Source organism: Undibacterium umbellatum (genome assembly GCF_014284125.1).
GTDB lineage: Bacteria > Pseudomonadota > Gammaproteobacteria > Burkholderiales > Burkholderiaceae_D > Undibacterium > Undibacterium umbellatum.
This window is the reverse complement of record NZ_JACOFX010000012.1, coordinates 123,341-143,871: the sequence shown is the minus strand read 5'-3', so window position 1 is coordinate 143,871 and position 20,531 is coordinate 123,341. Positions and strand designations below refer to the sequence as shown.

General features: G+C 51.8%; 17 protein-coding genes. 4 read left to right on the top strand and 13 right to left on the bottom strand.

Annotation, left to right across the window (positions count from 1 at the left end; translation table 11 throughout):
- The first annotated feature begins 4 nt into the window (after window positions 1–4).
- Complete coding sequence (gene rng, locus H8L47_RS20070; RefSeq protein ID WP_186955379.1) at window positions 5–1,477, top strand: ribonuclease G; 1,473 nt, start codon at window positions 5–7, stop codon at window positions 1,475–1,477.
- Window positions 1,474–2,256, top strand: coding sequence for a hypothetical protein (locus tag H8L47_RS20065; protein WP_186955378.1), 783 nt, complete (start codon window positions 1,474–1,476; stop codon window positions 2,254–2,256). The genes rng and H8L47_RS20065 overlap by 4 nt, the downstream gene beginning before the upstream one ends.
- A 47-nt stretch (window positions 2,257–2,303) precedes the next feature.
- Here the strand turns inward: H8L47_RS20065 and H8L47_RS20060 are convergent, their stop codons facing one another.
- The 9 genes from H8L47_RS20060 to H8L47_RS20020 form a co-directional block, all read right to left on the bottom strand.
- Entirely contained in the window at window positions 2,304–2,957 is a 654-nt protein-coding gene (locus H8L47_RS20060) for a hypothetical protein (RefSeq protein ID WP_186955377.1), read from the bottom strand.
- A 196-nt stretch (window positions 2,958–3,153) separates the two neighbouring features.
- Entirely contained in the window at window positions 3,154–4,380 is a 1,227-nt protein-coding gene (locus H8L47_RS20055; RefSeq protein WP_186955376.1) for an acetate/propionate family kinase, read from the bottom strand.
- Entirely contained in the window at window positions 4,377–5,798 is a 1,422-nt protein-coding gene (locus H8L47_RS20050; protein WP_186955375.1) for a bifunctional enoyl-CoA hydratase/phosphate acetyltransferase, read from the bottom strand. Before H8L47_RS20050 ends, H8L47_RS20055 begins: the two co-directional genes overlap by 4 nt.
- Before the next feature lie 16 nt (window positions 5,799–5,814).
- Entirely contained in the window at window positions 5,815–6,594 is a 780-nt protein-coding gene (fabI, locus tag H8L47_RS20045; RefSeq protein WP_186955374.1) for an enoyl-ACP reductase FabI, read from the bottom strand.
- 51 nt (window positions 6,595–6,645) lie between these two features.
- Entirely contained in the window at window positions 6,646–7,809 is a 1,164-nt protein-coding gene (locus H8L47_RS20040; protein ID WP_186955373.1) for an ABC transporter permease, read from the bottom strand.
- A gap of 15 nt (window positions 7,810–7,824) precedes the next feature.
- Window positions 7,825–8,979: an ABC transporter permease gene (locus H8L47_RS20035; RefSeq protein ID WP_186955372.1), complete on the bottom strand. Its 1,155-nt coding sequence runs from the start codon at window positions 8,977–8,979 to the stop codon at window positions 7,825–7,827.
- Window positions 8,976–10,994, bottom strand: a complete 2,019-nt coding sequence (locus tag H8L47_RS20030; RefSeq protein WP_222616617.1) for an ATP-binding cassette domain-containing protein — start codon at window positions 10,992–10,994, stop codon at window positions 8,976–8,978. Before H8L47_RS20030 ends, H8L47_RS20035 begins: the two co-directional genes overlap by 4 nt.
- A complete protein-coding gene (locus tag H8L47_RS20025; RefSeq protein ID WP_186955371.1) occupies window positions 10,995–12,107 on the bottom strand; it encodes an HlyD family secretion protein in 1,113 nt (370 codons plus the stop codon).
- 44 nt (window positions 12,108–12,151) lie between these two features.
- A complete protein-coding gene (locus H8L47_RS20020) occupies window positions 12,152–13,486 on the bottom strand; it encodes a TolC family protein (RefSeq protein WP_186955370.1) in 1,335 nt (444 codons plus the stop codon).
- 205 nt (window positions 13,487–13,691) lie between these two features.
- Here H8L47_RS20020 and H8L47_RS20015 point away from each other — a divergent pair, with 205 nt between their 5' ends.
- Together H8L47_RS20015 and H8L47_RS20010 are read left to right on the top strand one after the other, a co-directional pair.
- A complete protein-coding gene (locus tag H8L47_RS20015; RefSeq protein ID WP_230413831.1) occupies window positions 13,692–15,536 on the top strand; it encodes a PHA/PHB synthase family protein in 1,845 nt (614 codons plus the stop codon).
- A 98-nt stretch (window positions 15,537–15,634) separates the two neighbouring features.
- Window positions 15,635–16,438 carry a substrate-binding periplasmic protein gene (locus H8L47_RS20010; RefSeq protein ID WP_222616616.1) on the top strand — a complete coding sequence of 268 codons (804 nt, stop codon included), beginning with the start codon at window positions 15,635–15,637 and terminating at the stop codon, window positions 16,436–16,438.
- 48 nt (window positions 16,439–16,486) lie between these two features.
- Here the strand turns inward: H8L47_RS20010 and H8L47_RS20005 are convergent, their stop codons facing one another.
- The 4 genes from H8L47_RS20005 to msbA are packed head-to-tail and all read right to left on the bottom strand — an operon-like array spanning window position 16,487 to window position 20,480.
- A complete protein-coding gene (locus H8L47_RS20005) occupies window positions 16,487–17,059 on the bottom strand; it encodes a Crp/Fnr family transcriptional regulator (protein ID WP_186955368.1) in 573 nt (190 codons plus the stop codon).
- Window positions 17,056–18,123, bottom strand: coding sequence for a lipopolysaccharide heptosyltransferase II (gene waaF, locus H8L47_RS20000; protein WP_186955367.1), 1,068 nt, complete (start codon window positions 18,121–18,123; stop codon window positions 17,056–17,058). The genes H8L47_RS20005 and waaF overlap by 4 nt, the downstream gene beginning before the upstream one ends.
- Entirely contained in the window at window positions 18,120–18,698 is a 579-nt protein-coding gene (locus H8L47_RS19995) for a peroxidase-related enzyme (protein WP_186955366.1), read from the bottom strand. The genes waaF and H8L47_RS19995 overlap by 4 nt, the downstream gene beginning before the upstream one ends.
- A gap of 36 nt (window positions 18,699–18,734) precedes the next feature.
- The gene (gene msbA, locus H8L47_RS19990) at window positions 18,735–20,480 is read right to left on the bottom strand and encodes a lipid A export permease/ATP-binding protein MsbA (protein ID WP_186955365.1); all 1,746 of its coding nucleotides are present in this window, start codon (window positions 20,478–20,480) and stop codon (window positions 18,735–18,737) included.
- Window positions 20,481–20,531 lie beyond the last annotated feature (51 nt).

Below are 20,531 nucleotides of genomic sequence, written 5' to 3'. Positions count from 1 at the left end.
ACTTATGAGCGAAAACCTCCTCATCAATATCACTCCCCAAGAAACCCGCGTTGCCCTCATGTTCCAGGGTGCGGTACAAGAACTCCATATAGAACGTACATTGTCACGCGGCCTGGTTGGCAATATCTACTTGGGAAAAGTTGTGCGCGTCTTGCCTGGCATGCAGTCAGCCTTTATCGACATAGGCCTTGAGCGCGCCGCCTTTTTACATGTGGCAGATATTTGGGATGCCCGTTCGCAAGACGCTAATGGCAATACCAATGCTCCACTGACACCGATAGAAAAACTGTTGTTCGATGGCCAGTCAGTCACAGTCCAAGTCGTCAAAGACCCGATAGGCACCAAGGGCGCGCGCCTCTCTACACAGATTTCCATCGCAGGCCGCATGCTGGTCTACCTGCCGCAAGATTCACATATAGGCATCTCGCAAAAGATAGAAAACGAAGCTGAACGCGAAGCCCTGCGCACCAAGGTACAAAGCCTGCAGCAACCAGAAGAAAAAGGCGGCTTCATCGTCCGCACAATGGCAGAAGATGCCTCTGATGAAGACTTGAAAGCCGACGTCGATTACCTGCGCCGCACCTGGTCCACCATACTGCAATTAGCCAAGACCCAGCCGCCGACTACCCTGTTGTACCAGGACCTGAATCTGGCACAACGCGTCTTGCGCGATTTCGTCAATGAAGAGACTGACAGCATACAAGTTGACTCGCGTGAAAATTACATCATGCTGCAAGAGTTCGCCACGCACTACATGCCATCCGTACTAGGCAAGCTGCAACACTATATAGGCGAACGCCCGCTGTTTGACCTGCATGGCGTAGAAGAAGAGATAGAACGCGCCCTGGGCCGCAGAGTTGACTTGAAATCTGGTGGTTACCTCATCGTCGACCAGACCGAGGCCATGACCACCATTGACGTCAACACCGGCAGCTTTGTTGCTGGCCGCAATTTCGATGACACCATCTTCAAGACCAATCTGGAAGCCGCTCACGCCATCGCCCGCCAGCTGCGCCTGCGCAACCTCGGTGGCATCATCATTCTCGACATCATCGACATGGAGAATGAAGAACACAAGACCGCCGTGCTGCTAGAACTTAACAAGGCCCTGTCCCGCGACCGCACCAAACTATCCGTATCCAATTTCTCTGCCCTGGGCCTGGTCGAAGTCACCCGCAAACGCACACGCGAATCACTGGCCCATGTCCTGTGCGAACCCTGCCCTGCGTGCAGCGGCAAAGGCCAGGTCAAAACAGCCCGCACCATCTGCTACGAAATCCTGCGCGAACTGCTACGCGAAGCCAAACAATTCAACCCCAGAGAATTCCGCATCATGGCCTCACAAGTCGTGGTCGACATGTTCCTTGAAGAAGAATCCCAACACCTGGCCATGCTGGGTGACTTCATCGGCAAACCGATTTCACTGCAAGTGGAGAGTGTGTTTCATCAGGAGCAGTACGATATTATTTTGATGTGATCTATGAAGAGGCTGGACAGGAACGTCTTCATGATCGAAGCAGTCGCAGCCCCTTCAATACAAGAGCAATCGTCAAGCAAACATGCGAAGCAAGACTGCAATGGTTTTGCTTCAATATCTCAATTAGCGGCCAGTTAATCCTGATGAGTACATCACCACCCAGTCCAAGACTATTCGTCATTTTTGCCAAGGAAGCACATGTAGCAGCAATCTTCGCTCGGGGACCAACCAACTGGTTTCACGTCATTCGCTGGGATACCCGCAATGACGTCTATGAATCTGGTGCATGGATGCGCGGCCGTTTATACCCTCAACGTTGCGACCTTTCGCCAGATGGGGAACTATTACTCTATTTCGTGCTTCAGGCGCGACCCTGGCGCACAAACTATAAATCATCCTGGACAGCTGTCAGTCGCCTGCCCTGGTTGCACGCGCTAGGGCTATGGCCCGAGGGTGGTACTTGGGGTGGCGGAGGCTATTTTATAGCGAACCGCATAATCTCTCTATCTTCGTGTTCTTTGGGCCAAGCTCACGCTGACCATATTCCGCACGGACTGGAGGTTTTCAACAGCGGTGGAAAACGAAAGTCGTCCAGTAATGAAGTCGCAGGTGCAGAATGGTCAGGCCGCGATCAAAATAATCGTCTGATCTTTACGGCAAATGGAAAATTGCACTGGCAGCGAGATGATCAGACTGTGCAGGTGTTAGCCGACTTCAACGGCGATAAACCCGACCCGTGCGAAGCGCCGGAATGGGCCAAACGACCATTGACGGACTAAAACTTAGGGGTCATCCTGAATCAAGATGTTTAAACGCCCCAGTTTCGTCATGCTCTTATCAGATAGAACAAAGCCACGGAAGCAGCCCCTATGCCTAAAACAATCCAGAACCATGGGTTGCGAAAAAATGTGGTTGACGGTTTTTTTAATTTCTGAGTCGCCCTGGAATTTGCGCGTTTGAAATCTGCAGCATACTGCTTGTTCAAAAAACGGATGGCGAGAACTTTGCCATTCTCTTTATACTTCAGAGGGCGAACGTTCGCATTTCTTTTTGCCCATAGCACTGTCAAATATCCCAGCCAGCCAAATGCAAAGAAAATGATAGTCCCTACTTTTCCAATTCCTAAAAAATTAGCCACATCGAGAAGAACCATGTGATGTGCCAATTTCTGGTACAGGAAAAAGCATGACATAAAAAGCGAGAAATAGACCAGCGCCCTGAGCACTGTCATGAAAACGCCGCCCTCCAATAGAGTCAGCGCCCATTCATTGCTGGAGGCATGCGTCTCGCACATGGGGAAATTAATCGAAGACTCTTTCTCGCCTATGGAAACCGAGACCACATTGTATGAAGCGGTACTACGAACGATATAGGCTTTAACATTACTCAATCGCCCTGTTGCGCCACATGCGGGACAACGACCTGGCCAGTTGATGCCACCGTCAAGCCGGTTCAATGCTATATGAACTACTTCGGACATCTGTCCTCCTGTCAATAAATTCAGCCGAAAAACTCAAGGCGGAATCATTGCAGAAAATGAACTTGCAGGTCAACGAAAATAAGTTGCATCTATAAAACAAAGTATTCGAATAGCGTCAAACGCCACAGTGCATCTTGCCAGCCCATTACCATGTTCGACTTCAAGATCTCCATTCAACCATTTTAGATAATGCATCTCATTGTTTGATGTGAAGTAACTGCTGCGCATCCATCGCCGCTATCCGTCCTTCATCCGTAGGCACGACCCAGACTTCTACGCTGCTGCTAGGAGTATGAATAGCCATGATGTCGTCGCCACGAGCTGCCTTGTTTTTCCCGGCATCGACCTGCACGCCAAGATAGGCCAGCCCTTCTGCCACTTGCTGCCGCAATACGGCATCGTGCTCCCCTATTCCACCGGTAAATACCAGTACATCCAGTCCGCTCAAACAGGCGCTTAGTGCGCCGCATTCGCGTATGACGCGGTAGGTGAACAGGTCTATCGCGAAGCTGGCTAGCGGGTCGGGGCTGGCGCGCAGGGTGCGCATGTCGGCGGAGATACCTGATACGCCGAGCAGGCCGGATTCTTTGTACAGGGTGGTTTCTATTCTTTTTTCATCCCAGCCTTGTTGCATCAGGTGCAGCAGGACGCCGGGGTCGAGGGCACCGCAGCGGGTGCCCATCATCAGGCCGTCGAGTGCAGAAAAGCCCATGGAGCTGGCGACGCTTTTGCCGTTTTTCATGGCGCAGGCGCTGGCACCATTGCCAAGGTGCAGCATGATGACGCGCCCGGCAGCAGGATCAAATGCGCGTGCCGATTGCTGGGCAAGATGGCTGGCGACATAGCGGTAAGAAAGTCCATGGAAACCGTAACGTCGTATGCCAGTGGCCCGCAGGGACTGTGGCAAGGCCAGCGTGGTTTCGCATGGGGGCATGTCGGCGTGGAAGCCGGTATCGAAACATGCTATCTGCGGTATGCCGGGATAGGCGCGCCGGAAAGCCGTTACGCCTTCCAGGTTATGCGGCTGGTGCAATGGTGCCAGCGTATCGAGGGTATGCAGGTACGCCAGGGCTTCATCATCAATAATAATGGAAGAGGAAAAGCGCTCGCCACCGTGGACGATGCGGTGGGAAACGGCGGTTATCTGCATGCCTGCGCCGTGACTCATCAACAAGCCGTGCAGTGCTTTTAATGCAGCAGCGAACTGGTCGCCACCTGCTGCCTTGATTGCAGCCTCATCCAGCGTCAACTCACGTGCTTCAGCACCAGCGCGAACTTGTATGACGGGCTTGCCACCAGGTTGCAGCCCTTCAACAACGCCTGTCAGATTACTGCTGGTCACACCTGCCTCAGCAATGGGGTACAAGGCAAACTTGATGCTGGATGAACCTGAGTTCACCGCCAGGATGACGGCTTGTTTCATGGCGCTGTCTTCCGGTATTCATGGGCAAGTAATTTGATCAGGGCGGCTGACGCTACCCGCGAAGATGGGCCATCAGCACGACTGGTCAGGGCAATTGGCACTTTGGCACCCACCACCACGCCGCATGTGGCTGCGCCTGCCAGATATTCAAATTGCTTGCCCAGCATATTGCCAGACTCAAGATCTGGCACCATGAGTATGTCGGCATCGCCAGATACGGCAGAAACTATGCCCTTGATCTGTGCCGCCCTGGCAGAAATAGCATTGTCGAATGCCAGCGGGCCATCAACGATTGCACCAGTGATTTGCTTGCGTTCTGCCATTTTGCACAAGGCTGCGGCATCTATGGTGGAACTGATTTTTGGGTTGACTGTTTCTACTGCCGACAAGAGGGCAACCTTGGGTTCTGCAATGTTTAATGCGTGCGCCAGGTTGATGGCGTTTTGCAATATGTCCGCTTTTTCTGGCAAGGTCGGATAAATATTCAGGGCTGCATCCGTCAATAGCAAGAGCTTGTGATACATGGGCACATCCAGATGATAGACATGCGACAAGCGCCGTTTGGTGCGCAAGGCAGGGCATTCAACCACTGCACGCATCAGTTCATCGGTATGCAGGCTGCCTTTCATCATGGCTTCGACCTTGCCACTGGCGGCCAGTTCTACGGCCTTTTCAGCGGCGGCATGGCTGTGCGGGACATCTATTTGCGCATAGCTGCCAATATCAATATTGGCGGCAGCAGCGACGGCAACCAGCTTTGCCAAGGGGGCGATCAGAACAGGAATGATCAGGCCAAGTTTTGCGGCATCGACTGCACCTTGCAAGGAGTTTGCATCACAGGGATGGACAACGGCACAAGGTATCGCTGCCAGGTCTTTGACGCTATCAATCAGGTGCCGCTGGCGCTCACCAAGGTTGAACATCGCCATGGTGGGCAAATGGGCACGCGGACGGCTGACTTTTTCGGTGGGTGCGATCACCAGGGCATTGCCATAGACGACCTTGTCGCCTTTCTGGTTCCTGATTTCGCATTCGAGAGTCACGCGTTTTTTTTCATCATCCTTGGCAACCACGGTGGCAGACACGGTCAGGGTGTCACCTATGCGCACGGGTTTGACGAAGTGCAGGTTCTGTTCGAGATAAATGGTACCCGGCCCCGGCAGGCGGGTGCCAAGGATAGTGGAAATCAGTGCCCCGCCCCACATGCCATGGGCGATGACACCATGGAACAAGGTCTGTGCTGCATATTCGGCGTCCAGGTGGGCGGGGTTAACATCACCAGATACTGTGGCAAAGGCCTGGATATCAGTATTTGTCAGTGTACGAATTTGGCTGGCAGTCTGCCCTATCTGTAAATCCTCGTAGACAATGTTTGAGATGATGTCATGTTCATTGATATCTGTATTGATGGTATTCATTTGATCTGGACTTTCATTAGTTCACGATGTGATAGCCGCCATCCACATAGAGCGTTTGCCCCGTCATGCCGGATGATGCGTCACTGATCAGGAATGCAGCCAGCCGCCCTATTTCATCCAGTGTCACCAACCTGCCCAAAGGTGAACGGGTAATGGCTTTTTGCATCAATGCATCAAAATCCTGCAATCCTGATGCCGCGCGGGTAGGAACAGGGCCAGGAGAAATTGCGTGCACTCGGGTGCCATTGGGCCCCAACTCAGTGGCCAGATACCTTACAGTCGATTCCAGAGCGGCCTTGACTGGCCCCATGATGCCATAGTGGGCAACGGCTTCGTCAGCGCCAAGGTAAGTCATGGTCATGATGCTGGCATTCTTGCTCAAGTGCGGTTCACTCAGTTTGGCCAGGCGGGCGAATGAATGGCATGAGACATTCATGGCACGCAAGAAGCCTGTGCTGGAACTGTCGATGACACGTCCATGCAAATCCTCCAATGGTGCCCAGGCGATGGAATGGATGACAAAATCAAGCTCACCCAATTCCTGAACTGCCACGTCAACCAGAGCCTCCAGAGAACCATCCTGCTCTACGTCACAGACGACAAGCGTGGACTCCAGCGCAGTCGCCAGGGGAGCAACATATTGATATGCCTTGGCATTCACGCAGGACAATACTGTCTTTGCGCCCAGTTGCCGGATCATGGCCGCACAGCCATAAGCGATACTGTGTTCATTGGCCAGACCGATGATCAGGCCACGTTTGCCTTGCAATGAAAATGAAGAACTTGCTGCAGTCATTTTATTTACCAATCTCTATTAAACTCACACCAGGTGTTTACCTACAAGGTATCAGGCAAACTGTTTTTTGAATCGTACTATCGTCGTCATGCTGACCAGCACCCCGATCAGAAAAATACCTGCAAACATGGGCCACAACACACTGATGCCTGCCCCTTTCATCAAAATGCCATAACTGGCATTGATGTAGTAATACAGCGGTGATACATACATGCCAAGGCGCATCAACGCTGGCATGGCTTCAGGCGGGGTCCATGCGCCCGACAAAAACATCATCGGCGCAATGATGAGTATCACCATCATGCCAGCCTGCGCCATATTGCGTGTCATGGTGGCGATCAATATACCTATTCCTGCCAGGGTACTGACATACAAGGTCGTCAGCACAAAAAATAATAACAGGCTCCCCGCAACTGGCACTGCAAATACCGGCACCAGGATACCGAACAGACCAAGGGCAGTGCCACCAAGGATTACCGCTACCATTGCAACTATCTTGGGTATCATGATCTGCCATGGTGACAGAGGTGATACCAGCAACTGCTCTATGGTGCCGCGTTCTTTTTCCCTGACCATGGCTGCGGCTGGCAGCAACATGGAGAACAAGGTAATCACATTCAACAATTCCGAAATCCCCATAAACCAGGCATCGTTCTGGTTCGGATTAAACCAGACTCTGGTCTGGTTGTTGATCAGTGGCGCATCCAGATTCCCTCCTGTCCCTCCCACGCCCACGCCTAAGCGCTGCGCAGTCTGCTCCAGGCCATAGCGGGCAACAATTTGTGTTGCATCCACCGCCGCCAAAAAACCCTGCACAGAATTTGAGGCATCAATCTGCATCTGTACAGAGGCCGTGTCTCCTCGTGCCAGTCTCTCGGAAAAATCCGGCGGAATATCCAGCACGGCCATTGCTTTACCATCGTCCAGCATTTTCTGGCCCTGGCTGGCATGCGTTATGGCACCAGCCCAGCGAAACTCTGGAGGCATGAAGCGCCCAGCCAGTTCGCGTGATGCCGCACTGCGGTCCAGATCAAACAATACTAAAGCCGCATTATTTAACTGGAATGACACGCCAGAAGCCGCGTTATAAATATCAGCAGAAAATGCATACAGCACAAACACCAGCAAGATAGGGTCACGCATGAGTTGCAGCAACTCTTTCCAGGTCATGGCCTGCAAGCGACTCCACCAGATACGATCGAACAAACTACTCATTTTTCTCACTCCGTATCAATTTTTTGGCCGCTTGGAAAAACCAAGAAATCCTGCAGTAAACAAGGCTATTGCATACAAGGCCAATATCAGCAAGTCTTGCCACAAGGCAGCTATACCTACCCCCTTGAGAAAGCTCCCCATGGCGATCTCTGCGTAATACATGCCTGGCAAAGCATGTGCGATAACGGATGCAATGGCAGAAAGCGAGGGGATAGGAATGATCATGCCTGAATAAAGTACCGCAGGTACCACTGTGACAATGGCCGTGCCCACCATGGCAGCAACCTGGGTATTCACCATTACCGATACCAGTAGGCCTATGCCGGTAGTGCAAATCACGTACAGTATGGTGGATAGCAAAAAGAATAAGGGATCACCCTTGAATGGCGCACCAAACAGCAGCAAGGCAAACGCCGTCAGTGCGCAGGCATTGACGATGGAAATGCCTACATATGGTAGCAATTTGCCGATGAGGTATTCACCACGTGACAAGGTGGATGAATAGACGTTATAGATAGCGCCAGATTCCTTTTCCCTGACTACCCCCAAGGCAGTCAGGAATGGTGGTGACAACATGAGAATGACCATGATAAGTTTGGGTGCTATCGACCAGATACTCTTGACTTCCTGGTTATACAGATACCGTGTCTCCAGCTTGACCGATTGCATGCTATTGCGCAAAGTCTCTTGTCCTATGCCTGTCAGCGCAGAAAAATGGGCTGACAAATTATCGAGATTCATGGCGGCATTGATGGCGGTGACATAGCCCTTTGCCGTCAATGCACGGAAAGGGAAGGTGCCGTCTATCCAGGTTTGCACTGTCGTTGCCTGGCCTGATTTCAGGCGGGCGCCAAAATCGGGAGGGATAATGATGACTGCCCGCAAACTGTTATCGATGAGCAATTTTTCTACATCCTGCTCCCGCTTTGCGTAGCCCTGAAAAGAAAAGTAACGCGAATCACTGAAGTGATGTGCATAGTCGCGGGAACTGACAGACTGATCATAATCCACAATCGCCAGGGGGATGTTTTCCACATCCAGTGACAGACCATAACCAAACAGCAGCATCAATAGAGATGGCACGACAAATGCCAGGACAAAAAACAGGCGGTCGCGCACGATCTCGCGCCATTCTTTATAGGCCACTACGCTGATACGCCGCAGATTCATGCTTGTTCTCCCCTGGCTTTGGCATCTTCAGCTTCCAGCCTGGTGACGATGTGGACAAAGACGTCTTCCATACTCAAACGCTTTTGCTGGAACTGCATGTCAGGTGTCTGCAGAAGTGCATGGAGACGCAGCAAATCCTGCTCGGGTTCTGGAAGCATCAAGTGGATGCGCGAACCAAACAATGCGGCTGTTGAAAAACCGTTCTTGTGCAAGACTTCCAACATGGCTTGTGCCTGGTTGGCGTCGCCCGCCGTCTTCAATTCGTATAGTTTTCCTGCCTGCGCTTCTACGTCGGCTTTCAACTGGTCTGGCGAAGCATCTGCCACTATGCGCCCGGCGTACATGAGGGCGATGTGGTCACAGTGCTCTGCCTCAGACATATAGTGAGTCGTGACCAGAATGGTGACATTTTCTTCGCGCGCAAGTTTGAACAGGACTTCCCAAAAGGCGCGGCGGCCCAGGGGATCAACTCCCGAAGTAGGCTCATCCAAAAACAGCACTTGAGGTCTGTGTATCAGTGCACAACCCAGTGCCAGTCGCTGGCGCAGGCCCATGGGCAGGCTGGCTGCCAGTGCACTACCGAAGGGACGCAAGCCCGCCATATCCAGTATCCAGTCCATGCGGGCTGTGGTCTCCTGCCTGGTCAGGCCATAGATACCGGCATACAGGCGTATGTTTTCCAGCACTGAAAGATCAAGGTAAAGAGAAAACGCCTGCGACATATAGCCTATGCGTTCACGTATCTGCCGGCCAGCATCCCGCATGTCTGCGCCTGCGACCCTACCCTTGCCGCTACTGGGGCTGAGTATGCCGGTCAGCATCTTGATGACTGTGCTTTTACCGGCACCATTTGCTCCCAGCAAACCGAAAATCTCGCCTTGCGGCACTCGAAAACTCAGATCATCAACCGCCTTGAATGCACCAAAAATGCGTGAGAGATTTTCTGCTTCTATCGCCAGGCCATGATCGGCATGGCGCTGGGCAGGAAGATCATTGGAAGCGGCATTTTTTTCCGTCACTTTACTGTTCAATAACTGCCTTTTTCGCAGAAGCGCGATAAAAACATCTTCCAGTTCTGGCTCCAGCACCTCACTGTGACTGATAGCGACATCAGGCAAACATAGATACACTTGTGCGCTGGCCTTAGCGGCATCGGTCTCATCGACGAATACTCGTATGTCTTGCCCCAAAACTTCCATCTGAGGGAATTGCTGGCTGAGCTGATGAACAGCAGCAATCTGTTGTTCCGCTTTGCTGCATACCATGCTGACCACAGAGCCTGCCGCCAGGGTCTTGATTTGCTCGGGCTCGCCCGACGCCAGTATCTTGCCTGCATGCATCAGCGATACCCGGTGAAAGCGGCTGGCTTCATCCATGTAGGCGGTGGACACCAGGGCTGTGATGCCTTTTTCCTTAAGCAGGCGCGCGAGGATGCTCCAGAATTCACGACGGGATACCGGGTCAACCCCAGTGGTTGGCTCATCCAGTATCACTAGTTGTGGTTCATGGATAAGAGTGCAAACCAGCCCCAGTTTTTGCTTCATGCCACCGGAAAGATTTTTCATGGGACGGTCACGGAATCTTTCCAGCCTGGTGCTGCGCAGCAGGGTTTCCTTGCGCTCGCTTAGTTCAGTCTTGCTTAACAGACGCAAGCCACCAAAGTAGTCGATGTTTTCTTCTACCGACAGGTCACCATACAGATTCTGACCCAATCCCTGCGGCATGAGGCCTATCCTGTCCTTGATCAATTCACTGCTTTTTTCCGAATTGATCAAGGTGCCAAATACCTGTAATTCACCAACATCGTGGGCCAGCACACCTGCCACGGATTTCAGCAAGCTGCTCTTGCCCGCCCCGTCAGGGCCAATCAGGCCATAGATCTCGCCAGCTTCGACCTGCAAGTCTATGCCATCCATGGCAATCGAGTCGCCATAGGATTTCATCAGTGCACGTGCGAGAACTACTGGCGTGGAATTAGTCGCGGCTGGCTGCATTTGTTTCGTTATCGTGGACATTTATTTCCAGCGTGGCTTTTGCCAGGCTTGATCTTCTTTCCAGCGTATGACGGCGTCTGCCGGTATACCTGGCGTCAGTTTGTGTTCTGGATTTTTATCTATACTCAGCTTCACTGCATACACCAGCTTTACTCGCTCATCTGTGGTCTGGACCTCTTTCGGCGTAAATTCTGCTCTGGTGGCGATGTAGCTGACCTTGGCTTCATAGAATCGATCACCCTGCGAATCCACATAAATACGTGCGGGCAAACCGAGGCGCAACTGTCCGATTCTGGACTCAGCTACATAGACCTTCAGATACAAGTGATCAAGATCAACCATTTCCAGGATGGACCCGCCAGGCATGACGACTTCCCCTGGTTCGCGAAGACGAGTCAGTACCACGCCAGAACCTGGTGATTTGATAAGCAGATCGGCAAGTACGGAATTGGCTTCTGTCACAGCAGCATTTGCACGGTCATGCTGAGCCTGTAAAGCTGCGATGTCCTGTTGCTTCGCCTTGACCTTGTCATTGCCCAACTGTGCTTGTGACAAGCCCTGCCTGGCACGATTCACTGCTTCTTGTGCAGCCTTGACATCTGATTGCGCTACCTGCCATGCCAGGTCAGCCTGCTCGTACCGATGCTTCTCGATGACACCACGGTCAAACAAGTCCTTGTGGCGCTGGGCATCAAGCCGCGCTTGCTGTTCGACTACATTGGCTTTTGCATAAACAGCCTGGGCCTGGCTAATCGTTGCGTCTGCCACGTTGATACCCAGCGGAACTTCTTTTTGAGCTACGTCAAGGGCACCTTGAGCCGCACGGACTTGCGCCTCAGTTGCATAGGATGCCTGCCGGGCCTGCTCAACCTTTGCCTGAAAACTGTCATCTTCAAGTTGTGCTATGACGGTGCCAGCTTTCACACTATCACCCTCGCGGGCAAACACCTTGGTGATGCGACCTGGGTATTTGGCAGCAGCGACGATACGATCGCCCTCAATACGGCCATTGGCGACGATCAGTCCTTCTGGCATCTTGCGGGACTGCGCCAGATAATAAAAATATCCTCCGGCTATCAGCACCGCAGCAACGCCGAGTAAGACCGGGCCCAGCATTTTGGATTTTTTTTCCATCATTTTTCCTGAATACAGATATTTAAACTGAAATATTCCATTTACTACAGCTGACCTGCTGCGTGCAGCAACTGCAAGCGAGCAAATTCATGGGCATAGATTGCATTGTCGCGATTGGAGAGCGCCTGCAAGCGACGTGCCTCGGCATCAAGTACATCGCTATTCGGTGCCAATCCTGAACGGTATCTTTCTCTCGCCAGCGAGAGCGTTTCTTCGGCTTGCTCCACTGCCTTGTCCACCAGTTGCATGCGCGCTCTGGTTTCTTGCTGCGTGAGCCAAGACTGTCGCACCTGCAAGTCGATGCGCTCGCGGGTATCGGCCTCCATCTCATTGATTGCTCGCGCAGTAGCAGAAAGCTGTGAAGCCTGGTGACGTATCAAGCCACCATCAAACAAGTCCCATTTCATGACGACACCCACATACCAGCCCTTGTCCTCTGCCAGGTAACGGTTTTCCAGCTTGCTATAGCCAGCGGTGAATCCGACCTGTGGCAAATGCCCGGCGGCGACACTACTTGCCTGCTTTTTATAAGCCAGGCTTTGCTTTGACAATTCTTGTAGCTCCTTGCGATCATTGCTCGCAGATTGCAACAAAACTGGTAAATCTGAATTGATGAATTCTTTGCCAAAGCCAGCTATATCCTGTATCGCGACGACCCTTTCATATTCACGCCCCAGCCAGCGATTTAATGCAGCACGGGCCAACTCAAGTGCATTATTGGCTTGCAGCCCCAACTGGAGCGCATTGGCCATCGCTACCTGCGTAGCGAGCAAATCATGCTTGGCTGCATAGCCCTTGTCGAACAAGGCTTGCACATCATCAACATGCTTGCTGACTGCAGCAATATGGCTGCTACTGACCTTGACGGCATGCTCGGCCCGCAACACGGCGATATAGCTTTGCGCAATCGCCAGTTTGAGATCACTGCGGGTAAGTTGAGTGCGGGCCAGTGTCGCATCTGATTGGGCCTGGGCAGCCTCGACCGCAGATGAGATTTTGCCGCTGGTGTACAAGGGTGCAGAAATGCTGAGCCCACCGAAATAGGCAGAGTCCTGAGCAAACGGAAGCGTAGTACCTTTCAGCATAGGCAGCGCTGGTATATTCACCTTTGCCGCAGGCTCGCTTTCCGTTCGCATATAGCCACTCTCCAGGCTCAACTTAGGGAGGTAGTTTGCTTGCGCCGAAGCCAGTTGATGTTGTGCCGACTGCTCTTTTTGCTGCGAAGCAGCAAGCAAGTGATTACGCTGCAAAGCGATGTTCCAGATTTGCTCAAGGTTCTCTGTGGCAAGTGCTGGCACGCCAATCAACAAAACATTGATGCAGATCAAACTTTGCACGAAAGCCTTGAGCTTACTCTCTTTGACACGAGATTTTCGCACTCCTGAATTGGACTTTCTCAGGAGACGCAAGGGCGCTAATTGAGTGTAGCTACATAGAGATAATGGTCTGAACAGTGTCATCTTGAATTCACCAAAAGGGAGTACTCTTAGTGTATTGCTGCATTTGCACAATGCAATTGATTCGAATCAATTCAATAGACTGACATGTTTGCCAGAATAGACAAACATCAACGAGGATGCGCCAATGAAAACTGATTACAGCTCTGCCACCACCCCGCAACAAACCACTCAAAAGGACGGATATGTAGACCCGGACCGTCCGCTTTGTTATCTTGGCGGCGGCGAGGCAGAGGTGCATCCTCTCGATATGGCCTTACAAAACCATATTGCCAAATTGACGGGCGGTATCTCACCAGCCAGCGTGGCGCTGGCCTGGATGGACTGGGCCATGCATATTGCCGTGTCACCGGGCAAACAGCTGGAACTCGGCAACCTGATGCAAAGACAAGTTGCCAGCTGGCCCCAATTGCTGGCGCCTGCGCTGACAGGCAAACCCGAAGAGTCTGAAAAAAATGTGGCAGGCGACACCCGCTTCGCCGACGCAGGCTGGGCAAATTGGCCTTTCAATGCCATGAGCCAATACTTCCTGCAACGACAAGAGTTCTGGCAAGTTGCCACCAAGGGTGTGCGCGGCGTCACCGCACATCATGAAAATGTCGTCAACTTCATGTCCAGGCAATTGCTGGACATGGTGGCTCCATCGAATTTCCCTTTACTCAATCCCGAAGTCATCGCTAACACCAAAGCGACAGGCGGCAAGAATCTAATGACTGGCGCAGTCCACTGGATGCAGGACAATGGGTTGGAATTTCAACTGCCAGGGATCGAAGCCGGAGAGCACAAAACTGAGCAACTGGCGTATCAGCCTGGTCGTGATGTTGCTGTGACTGAGGGCAAGGTGGTATTTCGCAATCACCTGATAGAACTGATACAGTATGCTCCGCAAACAAGCAAAGTATTTGCTGAGCCCATCCTGATCGTGCCGTCTTGGATCATGAAATACTACATCCTCGATTTGTCACCCCATAATTCCATGGTGCGCTTTCTGGTCAATCAGGGCCATACCGTATTCATGATCTCGTGGAAAAACCCCGGCAAGGAAGACCGTGACCTGGGTATGCAAGATTATCTCGATAGTGGTTTCTTTGCGGCACTCGAAGAAGTCGGCAAACTCACCCAGCACAAGGCTGTTCATACAGTTGGTTACTGCCTGGGTGGTACGCTGCTAGGCATTGGTGCCTCTGCGATAGCCAGCGACCATGCAAAAGAATATACGCACCATCTACCTCCTGTAAAAACGGTGAATCTGCTGGCGGCACAAACAGATTTCAGCGAGCCGGGTGAACTCGGCCTGTTCATTGATGAAAGCCAGATTGCCATGCTGGATGCACAAATGTGGGAGCAAGGCTACCTGACTGGCGAGCAGATGACGGGCTCATTTCAGTTACTCAATTCGCGCGACTTGATCTGGTCGAAAATCATGCGTGAATATCAATTAGGTACGCGCAACTCACCGAATGATCTGATGTCCTGGAATTCAGATACTACGCGCATGCCCTATCGCATGCACAGCGAGTATTTAAAACATTTGTTCCTGCATAATGACCTGGCTGAAGGTCGCTATGAAGTGCATGGACATGCCGTCGCATTGAATAATATACACGTACCAATGTACGTGGTCGGCACGGCACGCGACCATGTCTCCCCATGGCGTTCCGTCTACAAAATCCACATACTCACCGATGCACCGATTGACTTCGTGCTGGCATCTGGCGGTCATAATGCAGGCATCGTCTCCGAACCTGGCCACGCGCACCGCAGTTACCAGCACTTGCCAGCAGATCAACGTGGGCAGTCTTTCCAGCAAGCTGAGGACTGGCTTAAAGTCGCAACAACTGAAACAGGTTCATGGTGGACACATTGGCAAGCCTGGCTGGCTAAAAATTCCAGCGATACGCAAATCAAGGCAAGAGCTGTGACAGATGCCGATCTTGGTGTTGCGCCTGGTAGCTATGTATTTGAAAAATAAACTTAAAAGTATATTTATGGAACTTGCTTCAGGAACAGAAGGAGTAAAATAATTTTCCAAACTGGCGATTTCCAATCGCGCGTTGTGGGAAAAAGAAAATGGCAACAATATTAAAAAAAATGCATCGGCAAAGAAGACTGCTCTTGGGCACTTTGCCCATGCTTCTCTCCGCTACAACATGGGCGATAGAGACGCGCAAAGTGGTCTTACTCATCGCAGAATCAAATGCCACCAATAACCCACAAGTACCCATCAACCCTGTTTTCCAGCAGACTATTGCCTATATTGAAAAGGAATTGCACCTACAATTCGAATTCAGGCGATACCCCTGGAAGCGCTTATTGCAAAACCTGAATGAGGGAGAAGGTCTGGCCTTTGGCTTATCAAAAACCAAAGAACGCGCCCAGACCTTGCGTTTTTCCCTTCCCGCATTTGCTACCCATGTATGGGTAGTTGTCCGAAGCGACATGGCGTTTTCATTTTCAAGTATCGCCGACTTGCAAGGAAAAATGGTCGGGATCGTTCGTGGATCAAGCTACGGTGATGAATTTGATAAGGCAAAAAATGCATTATTGCTGGTAGAAGACGACTTGTTTTCACTGCCCTCGCGCCTGAAAAAACTATTAAGCAAGCGAACAGACGTCATGTTATTTAGTCATTACGACCCTGACCCACGCAAAGTAGAGACTATCCTGAACAAGGCCATGGCAGACATGGCACCAGAAACACCCATGCCACCGGGCGTCTCCTTCAAAGTACTTGATCGCCACTTGTCCGTTGATTACATCCATTTCGCCATATTGGCATCCAAGGATGACGGCATTATCGAACAACTTGACCTTATCATACGAAAAGGTCAGCAGGACGGCTCTCTGGCTAAAGTCAACCTTGTGAAGCGATAGTTGTCATCCTCAGCGAGTGCAACGCCGCCACTTACAACCAGCAACAAGCTACACTCGTAATCGCTTGCGTATGCGGCTCAGTGCCTCGGGTGTTACCCCAAGATAGCGGGCAATATCGCGCAATTGCAATTGCTCCGCCATATTGGGATAGGTTTTCAGGAATGAAAGATAGCGATCTTCCGGGGTCATGGTGAGCAACTCCCGTTCACGCTGTTCTTTCCTGACGATGTGCTGCTCAAGCAATTGACGTATGGCTTTTTGCCATGGTGGAAATTGCTCGCACAATTCCTTGATAGTTGCGTAATCGACTTGCTCCAATACGCACTCATCGACTGCTGCCGCAAAATAATCCGTGGGCTGTCCAGATACAAGCACATTGGGGCAGGCAAAAAAATCTCCTGGTCCAATGAAGGACTTTATCCACTCGACCCCATCGATGTCCAGATAAGTCAGTTTCACAATGCCAGTGGATACCACATAGACAAATGGCTTCCACTCGCCGGCAGCAAAAACTTCCTCGCCTTTACGGAATTGACGCACTTGCGTGACCATTTGCACGATATCCCAGCCTGGCAAAGCAGTACCGGCGGCTTGCTCCATCAAACGCCTTGTGTAAGTCATGACAGAGCCGAAAGCGTCGAACGATGAGAAGACAAAATTGCCTGCAAAGGCTGCCAGACCATCTCAGTATCGAGCTTATTCATGCAATCATGATGCACCAAAGGACATTCCCGTTGCCTGCAAGGGGCACAAGCCAGTTGCAATGACAGGGAATGCGCAACATCAGAAAACGGGGGAGCATGTAGCGGGTCGGTGGGTCCGTAAATGGCGATAACGGGTCGATTGAGCGCAGAGGCAATATGCAGTAGCCCCGAATCATTCGACACCAAAGCGTCACTTGCCGCTATTAATGCAAGCGCCTGATCCAGTTGGGTTTTTCCTGCAAATTGAAATATTGCAGGGCAAGCGACTTTAATCTGTTTACAAACATCAATATCCTTGGGAGACCCAAGCAAGACAATTTGTGCATCGGGATGCGTTTGCAAAATCGTTTTTGCCAATCCTGAGAAATGACTAACCGGCCAGCGTTTGGCATTGCCAAACTCTGCCCCCGGAGCGAGGCAAATCAGCAAACGATTTGCTGACAAACCCATGTCCCGCAAGACCGTTTCTATTTGCTGCGGCTTGATTTCCAATCGTGGTTTGGGAAAACTCAAAGCAAGGTCTTTTGCAGGTGAGCTGGCCAGTGCAGCATAAAAGGCAACCATGGCACGCGGCACAGGTTTGCTGTCGTGATGCATGACATTGATGAGGCCGTAACGGCTTTCTCCTTTGTAGCCCACTCGTTTCTTTATACCCGCCATCCAGGGCAATAACGCAAACTTTAGTGTATTCGGCAAAACGTAGGCGGCTGCATAGCCACGCTGGCGCAAGATTTTCGCATAGCGCCAGCGTTCACGCAATTGGAGTGAACCATGCTTGAAGGGAGTTTCCAGTACCGTATCCACTTCCACCATGGCGCGCAAAACTGGCGCTACCCAGGCGGGTGCCAGCACGTCAATCGCGGCGTCAGGATGATCTCGTTTCAGCAACTGCAGCAAAGGTTGCGCCATGACGGCGTCGCCTATCCAGTTGGGTGCTATGACGAGTATGCGGCTTGCTGGACGTTGCACGACTACACTCATCTTGGTGCTCGTCCCATGAGGAAGAACTCCTCATTTGGCCGCATGGAAATCACATTTGCCATGCGATTGGACAAGCCAAAGAATGCCGTGATGGCAGCGATGTCCCAGATATCTTCATCATCAAAGCCGTGACCATGTAACAAGGCATAGTCTGCGTCATTGACGCTTTGTGAATCCAGGCAAACCTTGATGGCAAAATCCAGCATGGCGCTTTGACGTGCGGTGATATCTGCCTTCAAATGATTGACGGCAACCTGATCCGCCACCAGGACATTCTTGGCATAGATGCGCAAGATGGCACCATGGGCTACCACGCAATACAGGCAATTGTTTTTGGCGCTGGTAGCAGTGACGATCATTTCACGCTCTGCCTTGTTCAGGTTGCCTGTACTCTTCAGCATCAGGGCATCATGATAGGCAAAGAAGGCGCGGAACTCATCTGGCCTGTGCGCCAGCGTCAGGAATACATTCGGCACAAAGCCAGCCTTTTCCTGCACGGCCAAAACCTTCTCGCGTATATCGTCAGGCAGGTCTTTTATTTCTGGAACTGGGAAACGGGAAATGGCGTTTGTCATCAGTCTTCCTTTGAAATCACAATGAAACGAATAGCGTCACGCTGCAAATTGCAGGCGATGCAGGTTGGCATAAGTACCGCCATTATCCAGCAATTCTGCATGTGTACCCATTTCAACGATCTGCCCGTCCACCAGGACGGCAATGCGGCTGGCGCGCTCTATGGTGGATAAGCGATGGGCAATCACCAGCGTAGTGCGGCCCAGCATCAGTTCATCCAGGGCAGCCTGCACGGCGCGCTCAGATTCACTGTCGAGTGCAGACGTCGCTTCATCCAAAATGAGAATAGGTGCATTTTTATAGATGGCGCGGGCAATCGCCAGGCGCTGCCTTTGCCCACCTGACAGGCGCATGCCGTTGTCACCTATCATGGTATTCAAACCATCTGGCAGATCACGCACGACATCGGTCAGGTGTGCTGCCTGCACGGCCGCTGCCACGCGCGCAGGGTCAGGATTGGAATCGCCATAGGCAATATTCGACACCAGGGTGTCATCAAACAACACCACATTCTGGCTGACCATGGCGATCTGTTCCCGCAGGCTGCTTAGTGAAATGTCTTGCAAGGAAAGGCCATCAAGCAGGATATCGCCAGAATCTGGCGTGTAAAAACGTGGTACCAAATTCACCAGCGAAGTCTTGCCGCCGCCAGACATGCCCACCAGAGCAATAGTCTCGCCCGGTGCAATGCTGAGGTTGATGTCTTTCAGGGCTTCCTGCTCCTGGCCGGGGTAAGAGAAGCTGGCATGGACAAATTCCAGCTTGCCCTGCGCGCGGGCAGGCAAGGCTTTGCCACTATCGGTTTCAGGCAGGGTATCAATGAGGGCGAATACCGATTCTGCCGCTGCCATGCCGCGTTGCATGGGACCATTCAGGTCTGCCAAGCGTTTCAATGGCGTCAGCAACAGCATCATGAGACTGACAAATTCTATGAAGCGGCCTGCCGTGGTGGAGTCCTGTGCTGCCTGCGACACCGCAAACATGATGACCACAGCCACCGCAATGGCCGCCGCCAGTTGAGTCAATGGCGTGGTAGATGCCACGGCAATTGTGGTACGCATGGCATAGCCGCGCAATTTTTCATTCTTGGCTTCGAACCTTTCCTGTTCATATTTCTGCCCACCAAAAATGCGTATCACCTGGCTGGCGCGGGTGGCTTCTTCTATCACCTGGGTCAGTTCATTGCTGACGTCTAGCTGGCTTTGGTTGAGCTTGCGCAAGCGCTTGCTGACACCGCGCACCAGAAGAGCCATGACAGGCATCATGACGAGTGCAATGATAGTCAACTGCCAGTTACGCCACAACAAGGCAGCCAGCAAGACCATCACCGTCAATGAGTCACGGAACAGCGTGGTCATCGAAACCTTGAGCATCTCGACAATTTGCTGCGCCTCAAACATGATGGTGTTGATGATGCGCCCACTCGATTCGCTCTGATAGAAGCTGATGGGCACATTCAATATGCGGTCAAATACCTTGGCGCGCAGCTGGTTCAGCAACTTGGTCGAGACCCAGGTCATCAGATAACTGGTGGTAAATGTACAGATACCGCGAAACAGGAAAATCGCAATGATGGCAGTAGGCACCATCCATAAGGCCAGTTTTTTTGCATCGCCATTAAATCCATGATCGAGGATATAACCCAGCACCTTGGGGAACATGACTTCTGTCGAAGCCGTACCCAGCATGGTCAGCAATGCCCACCACACCCTGGAACGATAAGGTGTGATGGCCAACCATAAGCGGCGAAATACATCGATAGTTTCTTTATTGATCAAACTCATATTGTGAAATTCATATCCTGTCTTGGTGCCAGCCAGTCACTATGGCCAGCA